Source organism: Polaromonas sp. (assembly GCF_030682935.1).
In the GTDB taxonomy this organism is placed as follows: Bacteria; Pseudomonadota; Gammaproteobacteria; order Burkholderiales; family Burkholderiaceae_C; genus Polaromonas.
Genome location: NZ_JAUXNA010000064.1, coordinates 1 through 6,854 on the forward strand (window position 1 = coordinate 1; position 6,854 = coordinate 6,854).

Annotated in this window: 5 protein-coding genes; 4 read left to right on the top strand and 1 reads right to left on the bottom strand. The window is 66.2% G+C overall.

Annotation, left to right across the window (positions count from 1 at the left end; translation table 11 throughout):
• Window positions 1-99: 99 nt before the first annotated feature.
• Together Q8K05_RS02430 and Q8K05_RS02435 are read left to right on the top strand one after the other, a co-directional pair.
• Complete coding sequence (locus tag Q8K05_RS02430) at window positions 100-3,240, top strand: efflux RND transporter permease subunit (protein ID WP_305244950.1); 3,141 nt, start codon at window positions 100-102, stop codon at window positions 3,238-3,240.
• A gap of 11 nt (window positions 3,241-3,251) precedes the next feature.
• The gene (locus tag Q8K05_RS02435) at window positions 3,252-4,643 is read left to right on the top strand and encodes an efflux transporter outer membrane subunit (RefSeq protein ID WP_305244951.1); all 1,392 of its coding nucleotides are present in this window, start codon (window positions 3,252-3,254) and stop codon (window positions 4,641-4,643) included.
• 101 nt (window positions 4,644-4,744) lie between these two features.
• On the opposite strand, the gene Q8K05_RS02440 is transcribed toward Q8K05_RS02435, so the two are convergent.
• Window positions 4,745-5,335, bottom strand: coding sequence for an NAD(P)H-dependent oxidoreductase (locus Q8K05_RS02440; RefSeq protein ID WP_305244952.1), 591 nt, complete (start codon window positions 5,333-5,335; stop codon window positions 4,745-4,747).
• A gap of 163 nt (window positions 5,336-5,498) precedes the next feature.
• On the opposite strand from Q8K05_RS02440, the gene Q8K05_RS02445 reads away from it, so the two are divergent.
• Window positions 5,499-5,981, top strand: coding sequence for a HugZ family protein (locus Q8K05_RS02445; protein WP_305244953.1), 483 nt, complete (start codon window positions 5,499-5,501; stop codon window positions 5,979-5,981).
• 99 nt (window positions 5,982-6,080) lie between these two features.
• Window positions 6,081-6,743 (top strand): protocatechuate 3,4-dioxygenase, encoded by a 663-nt coding sequence (locus tag Q8K05_RS02450; RefSeq protein ID WP_305244954.1) that lies wholly within the window; start codon window positions 6,081-6,083, stop codon window positions 6,741-6,743.
• The last annotated feature ends 111 nt before the right edge of the window (window positions 6,744-6,854 follow it).

Consider the following 6,854-nt stretch of genomic DNA (forward strand, 5'->3'; position numbering starts at 1 on the left):
TTCTTTGGCGAAGCAAAGAACAAGTGAGTCGCCACCGGGGCGAGACCCGGCCCCCAAGCCAGCACGAATAACACAGACCGAACAGGAAGGGATTGAGAAATGAACCTCTCAGAACCCTTCGTCCGCCGCCCCGTCGCCACCGTCCTGCTCACCATCGGCCTGGCACTCGCCGGCATAGGCGCGTTCTTCGTGCTGCCGGTCTCGCCCCTGCCGCAGGTTGACTTCCCCGCGATCTCGGTCAGCGCGTCGCTGCCCGGCGCCAGCCCCGCCACCATGGCCAGCAGCGTCGCTACACCGCTGGAGCGGCGCCTGGCGGTGATTGCAGGCGTCAATGAAATCACCTCCAACAGCGGCACCGGCTCGACCCGCATCAGCCTGCAGTTTGACCTGAACCGCAAGATTGACGCCGCCGCCCGCGAAGTGCAGGCCGCCATCAATGCCTCCCGCGCCGACCTGCCCGCCACGCTGCGCAGCAACCCGACTTACCGCAAAGCCAATCCGGCGGCGGCCCCAGTCATTATTTTGGCGCTCACCTCCAGGACCCGCTCACCGGGGCAGATTTACGACGAAGTGTCCAACCTGGTGCAGCAAAAAATTGCCCAGGTGCCTGGCGTGGGGGATGTGGAACTCGGCGGCGGCTCGCTGCCCGCCGTGCGGGTAGAGATGAACCCGTTTGCGCTTAACCGCTATGGCGTGAGCATGGAGGACGTGCGCGTCACGCTGCAGTCGGCCAACGCCAACCGGCCCCGCGGCGCGATTGAAGGCAACGGCCAGCGCCTGCAGATTTACGCGGGCGCCAACACCGCCACGGGCGGGCGGCGCGCCGCCGATTACCGGGACCTGGTGGTGGCCTGGCGCAACGGGGCAGCGGTGCGGCTGGGCGATGTCGCGGAAGTCCTGGATGGCGTGGAAAACACCAACACGCTGGGGCTATTTAATGGCCAGCCCGCCGTCATCGTGCTGGTCACGCGCCAGCCCGGTGCCAACGTGATTGAAACGGTAGACGGCGTGCGCGCCCTGCTGCCGGAGTTGCAGGCCCAGCTGCCCGCCGATGTGCAGCTGCAGGTGGCGTCAGACAGTACCAACTCCATACGCGCGTCGCTGCACGAAGTCGAACTCACGCTGTTGATATCCATTGCGCTGGTGGTACTGGTGGTCAGCGCTTTTTTGCGCAGTGCGCGCGCCACCTTCATTCCGGCTGTGGCCACGGTGGTGTCGCTGCTGGGCACTTTTTGCGTGATGTACTTGCTGGGCTTTTCCCTCAACAACCTGAGCCTGATGGCGCTCACGGTCGCGACCGGCTTTGTGGTGGACGACGCCATCGTGGTGCTGGAAAACACCAGCCGCCACATTGAAGCCGGCATGGACCGCTTCAAGGCGGCACTGCTGGGCGCGCGCGAAGTCGGGTTCACGGTGCTGTCCATCAGCCTGTCGCTGGTGGCGGTGTTTATTCCGCTGCTGTTCATGGGCGGGCAGACGGGGCGGCTGTTCCGGGAATTCGCCGTCACGCTGTCGGCGGCCGTGCTGATTTCGCTGGTAATTTCACTGACCACCACGCCCATGATGTGCGCCTGGCTGCTCAAGCCGGCGGGCAGCAGCAAGCCGCCAGGGCGCCTGGCCCGGGGCTTTGAAAACGCGTTCAATCGCCTGCTCCGCGCCTACGAAGTCAGCCTGGACTGGGCGCTGGCCCACCGGCGGACCGTGATCGCGCTGTTGCTGGCGGTGATTGCGCTGAATGTCTACCTCTATGTCAAGGTGCCCAAGGGCTATTTTCCGCAGCAGGACAGCGGGCAGATCCGGGGCGGCTTGCGCGCCGACCGGAGTATTTCGTTCGAAGCGCTGCAGGGCAAGCTCAAGCAACTGGTCGACATCATTGAGCGTGACCCGGCGGTGGACACGGTGGTCGGTTTTACCGGTGGCTCGCGTTCCGGTGGCGGCTTCATGTTCATCAACCTCAAGCCGGTGGCGCAGCGCACCGACGCGGGCCAGGCCGTGATTGCGCGGCTACGGCCGCAGCTGGCGCAGGTGACGGGCGTCACGCTGTTTCTGAACCCGGTGCAAGACCTGCGCGGCGGTGGCCGTCAGAGCAATTCGACCTACCAGTACACCCTTAAAAGTGACAACACGGCCGATCTGTCGCGCTGGGCCACGCGCCTGGCCGATCAGATGAAGCGCCAGCCCGCACTGGCCGACGTGGACACCGACCAGGAAGAAAACGGTGTCGAGACCATGGTGACGGTCGACAAGGCGAGCGCGGCGCGGCTGGGCATCAGTTCGCGCGATGTCAACAACGCGCTTTACAACGCCTTCGGCCAGCGCCCGGTCGGCACCATCTACACCGAACTGAACCAGTACCGCGTGATCATGGAAGTGGCGCCGCGCTTTACCCGCAGCCCGGAGTCGCTGAAAGACATCTACATTCCGGTGAAAGGCGGCAGCGGCGCGGCGACAGGCTCCGCCATCACCATGGTGCCGCTGTCGGCCATTGCGCGCTTTAGCGAAAGGACCACCGCCGCCTCGGTCAGCCACGAGGACGGCGAGCTCTCCACCACGGTGTCGTACAACCTGGCGCCCGGCAGCACGCTCAGCGATGCGGAAGCCGCCGTGCTGCAGGCGGAAGCCGAGATTGGCCTGCCCAGCAATGTGCGCGGCAGTTTTGCGGCCACGGCGCGCAGCGCGCAGGAGTCGCAAAACCAGCAGCCGCTGCTGATTTTGGCCGCGCTGGTGGTGATCTACATCGTGCTCGGCATTCTTTACGAGAGCCTGGTACACCCTCTGACGGTGATCTCCACCCTGCCCTCGGCCGGCGTGGGCGCGGTGCTGGCGCTGATGCTGTTCAAGATGGACTTTTCCATCATCGCGCTGATCGGCGTTTTTCTGCTGATCGGCATTGTCAAGAAAAACGCCATCCTGATCATCGACTTCGCCATCGAAGCCGAGCGCTCGCGCGGCATTTCGGCCGCACAAGCCGTGCGTGAGGCCTGCCTGCTGCGCTTTCGCCCCATTTTGATGACCACGCTGGCCGCCATGCTGGGCGCCTTGCCGCTGGCGATCGGGTTTGGCGAGGGCGCCGAACTGCGCCGCCCGCTGGGCATCACCATCATCGGCGGGCTGATCGCCAGCCAGCTGCTGACCCTGCTGACCACGCCGGTGATTTATGTTTTGCTCGACAAGCTGCGCCGTCGCAGCCCGTCGGAGCGCCAGCTAAGCCGTCATCCGGATGCGCCGCTGCCACTGTAGTGAGTGATTCCATGCACCCCATCCTGACCCCTCGCCTGATCGCCACGGCCCTGCTTTTGTGTCTGGGCGGCTGCGCCGTCGGCCCCGACTACCAGCGCCCGGCCACCCCCGATGTCAGCACCTTCAAGGAGGCTGAAGGCTGGGTGCCCGCCGCGCCTGCCGATGCGCTGGAACGCGGCCCATGGTGGCAGCTCTTTGGCGACCCGGTGCTCGACCAACTGGCTGCGCGCGTCGAAGTGTCGAACCAGAACGTGGCCGCTGCCGTGGGCGCTTATGCCCAGGCACGCGCGCTGGTGCGCGAGCAGCGGGCCTCGCTATTCCCCTCGGTCACCCTCGATGGACATGGCAGGCGTTCAGGCAGTGGCGGCGGCAGCCCCAGTAACAACTACCAGCTTGGCATAGGCGGCAGCTGGGAGCCCGATGTGTGGGGCCGCCTGGGCCGTGCGGCTGACGGCGCTGCGGCAAATGCAGAGGCCAGCGCAGCAGATTTGGCCTCGGCCACGCTGTCGGCGCAGGGCGAGCTGGCGATCAATTACTTTTCGCTGCGCCAGGCCGACGCGCAAAAAGCGCTGCTCGCCAACACCCTTACCGGTTACCAGCGCGCCCTTGAAATCACGCAGAACCGCTATACCGCAGGCATTTCCGCCAAAACCGATGTGCTGCAGGCGCAAACCCAGCTGGCCAATGCCCAGGCCGACGATGCCGGGCTGCAGCGCCAGCGGGCCCAGCTCGAACACGCCATTGCCGTGCTGGTGGGACAGGCGCCCGGCAACTTCTCGCTGGCCGCCACAGCCTGGAACCCGGTGGTGCCTGAAGTCCCCGTGGGGGTGCCGTCAACGTTATTGCAGCGCAGGCCCGACATTGCAGCCGCCGAGCGCCGCGTGGCGGCGGCCAACGGTCAGATTGGCATTGCCCGAAGCGCCTACTACCCCAGCCTTAATTTGAGTGCGTCTTATGGGCTGGGCGCCAGCCGCGTGGCGGACCTGTTCAGTGCGTCCAGCAACGTCTGGGCGCTGGGCCTGTCAGCGGCCCAGGCGCTGTTTAACGCGGGCGCCACCGGCGCCCGCGTGGAAGGCAGCGAAGCCGGCCATGCCCAAGCTGTGGCGCGCTACCGGCAAACCGTGCTGGCCGCGTTTCAGGGGGTTGAAGACCAGCTGGCAGCCACCCGCGTGCTGCTGACCCAGCAGGAATTGCGACGTCAGGCATCCACAGCAGCCGACCAGGTCGAGCAACAAGTGCTCAACCGCTACCGCAGCGGCCAGGTCGGCTACTCCGAAGTCATCACCGCGCAGGCCACCGCGCTCAGCGCACGCCGCGCACTGGTGCAGGCCATGGCAGACCGCCAGACCACCGCCGTGGCCCTGATCCAGTCGCTGGGCGGCGGCTGGCAGGCGCAGCCGTAACCCGGATGCCGCAAAAATACTACTATTTTGATAGCTGCTTGCGCCCGCCACTACAGGGCAAAGCGCTTATTTTATGTATAAATCCAGATGCTTTCACCGATTCATTGAGCCCGGCTTCCCAGCTTGCGCATCTTGGCCTGCCACTCGGCCACACCGATTTCACCAAGCCGGTCCACCATACCGATCAGGGTTTCGTGCACCGGTGCAATGCCGACAAAGCCCAGGATGTTGCGCTCCAGGGATTTGACGCTGTGTGCGCGGAAATACCAGCGGTACAGCAGCGCCGGCATGCCCATGGTGACCACCACGCGCGCCGAACGCCCGGCCAGCCCCTTGTGGCCAAAGGGATTGGCGCCTTCTGCCTTGAAGGCAAATCCCGGGCGCGCCACCTGTTCCAGAAAACCCTTGAGCACGGCGGGCATGTCACCCAGCCAAAGCGGAAAAAACAGCACCAGGTGCTGCGCCCACGCAATGTCGGTCTGGGCCGGCAACAAGGCCGGCGGCAACTCGCCATGGTCCCAGGCCTCCTGACTCCGCAACAGCGGAAAATCCAGCGCAGCCACATGGACGTGGCGCACCTGGTGCCCGGCCGCGAGCGCGCCGCTGGCATAGGCGTCCTCCAGCAGGTGGCCCAGGTGGCGCTGGGTGGCGTCGGGGTGGCCCTGAATCAAAAGAATGCGTTGTACGGTCATCTCAAGCTCCTGCGGCAAAGTGGGCGATGCCCGCATGGTGGCAGGGCGCGCGCCCGCGCGACTTGACGCAACGCAACGGCCCTGCGGTAGCAAGCGCCCGGCGCGCGCCGGAGTGTCAGAATCACCTCAACCTTTTCTTTGTCACCGTTGCCGAAACCCCTCCATGAACCACGAACCCCGCCTGAACCGCGCCCTGCGCGATCTGCTGGCCACGCGCCGGGTGGCGGCGCTGGGCACGCTGGACACCGAGCGCCCTGACTTGCCGTTTGTGTCGATGGTGCCGTTCGCTCGGCTAGATGGCTGCCTGGTGGTTCACATCAGCAGCCTGGCCGCGCACACGCGCAACCTGCTCGCGCACCCGCAGGTGTCGCTGATGGTCATGGCGACTGAAGTCGACGGGCAACCAGTGCATGCCCTGCCGCGCGTCACGCTGGACGCGGTGGCACAAGTGCCGGCGCGGGACAGCACCGCCTGGGCCACTGCACGCGCCGCCTACCTGGCGCGCTTTCCCGAAGCCGAGCCCATGACCGCGCTGGGCGACTTCATGTTTGTGCTGCTGCGCCCCACCGGCGCACGGCAGGTGGCGGGGTTTGGGGCCGCCCGCCATGTCGATGCACAGGCCTTGGCGCGGATTCTGGTTGACTGACGCGCCCGCTTGAGCCGGCATGCGGACCGGTGCAGCGCGGAAGGCGGAACTTGTTCAGCGTGGCGGCAGTCTGACAAGCTTGCTTCAGGAGACTCCGCCATGACCCCTCATTCAAGCCCCGAAGATTCACCCCTGGCGGCCCCCCGTAATCCGCTGCGCCGCCAGCTTGTTGCCACGCTGGTGGCTGCGCCCTTCGTATGGACCGGGGCCCGCGCGCAGGCCCCGCAGGCGCGAATACTCACGCCGGCCCAGACCGAAGGCCCGTTCTACCCGGTCACCCTGCCAGCCGATACCGACTTTGATTTGCTGCGAAACGGCAGCCAGCGCTATGGGCGCGGCCAGCCGGCATGGCTGGAAGGCACGGTGACAGACCGCGCCGGCCGGGCGGTGCGCGGCGCGCAGGTGGAAATCTGGCAATGCGACCATGCGGGTCACTACCACCATCCTGGCGACGGCGGCCGCGCCGATGCGGCCTTTCAGGGTTTTGGCCGCGTCACCGTGGGGGCTGATGGGAATTACCGCTTTCGCACCATACGCCCAGCGCCCTACAGCGGGCGCACGCCGCACATTCACGTCAAGGTCAGGCTGGGGCCGCACGAGTTGTTGACGACTCAGCTCTACGTGGCCGGCGATGCGGGCAATGCGCGCGATTTTTTGTGGCGGCGCCTGCCCGATGACGCTGCACGCGCCGCGCTGACCGTGCCTTTTACGCCGGGCAGTGACGGCTTGCACGCGACATTTCCCATCGTGGTGGACGCCTGACGGCCCAGCGCACGGCGCTGGCCGCTACCATGGGGGCATGACACAACACCTCTTCATCCTCACCGGCGCCTCGCGCGGCATGGGCCTGGCCATGGCGCAGCAACTGCTCCA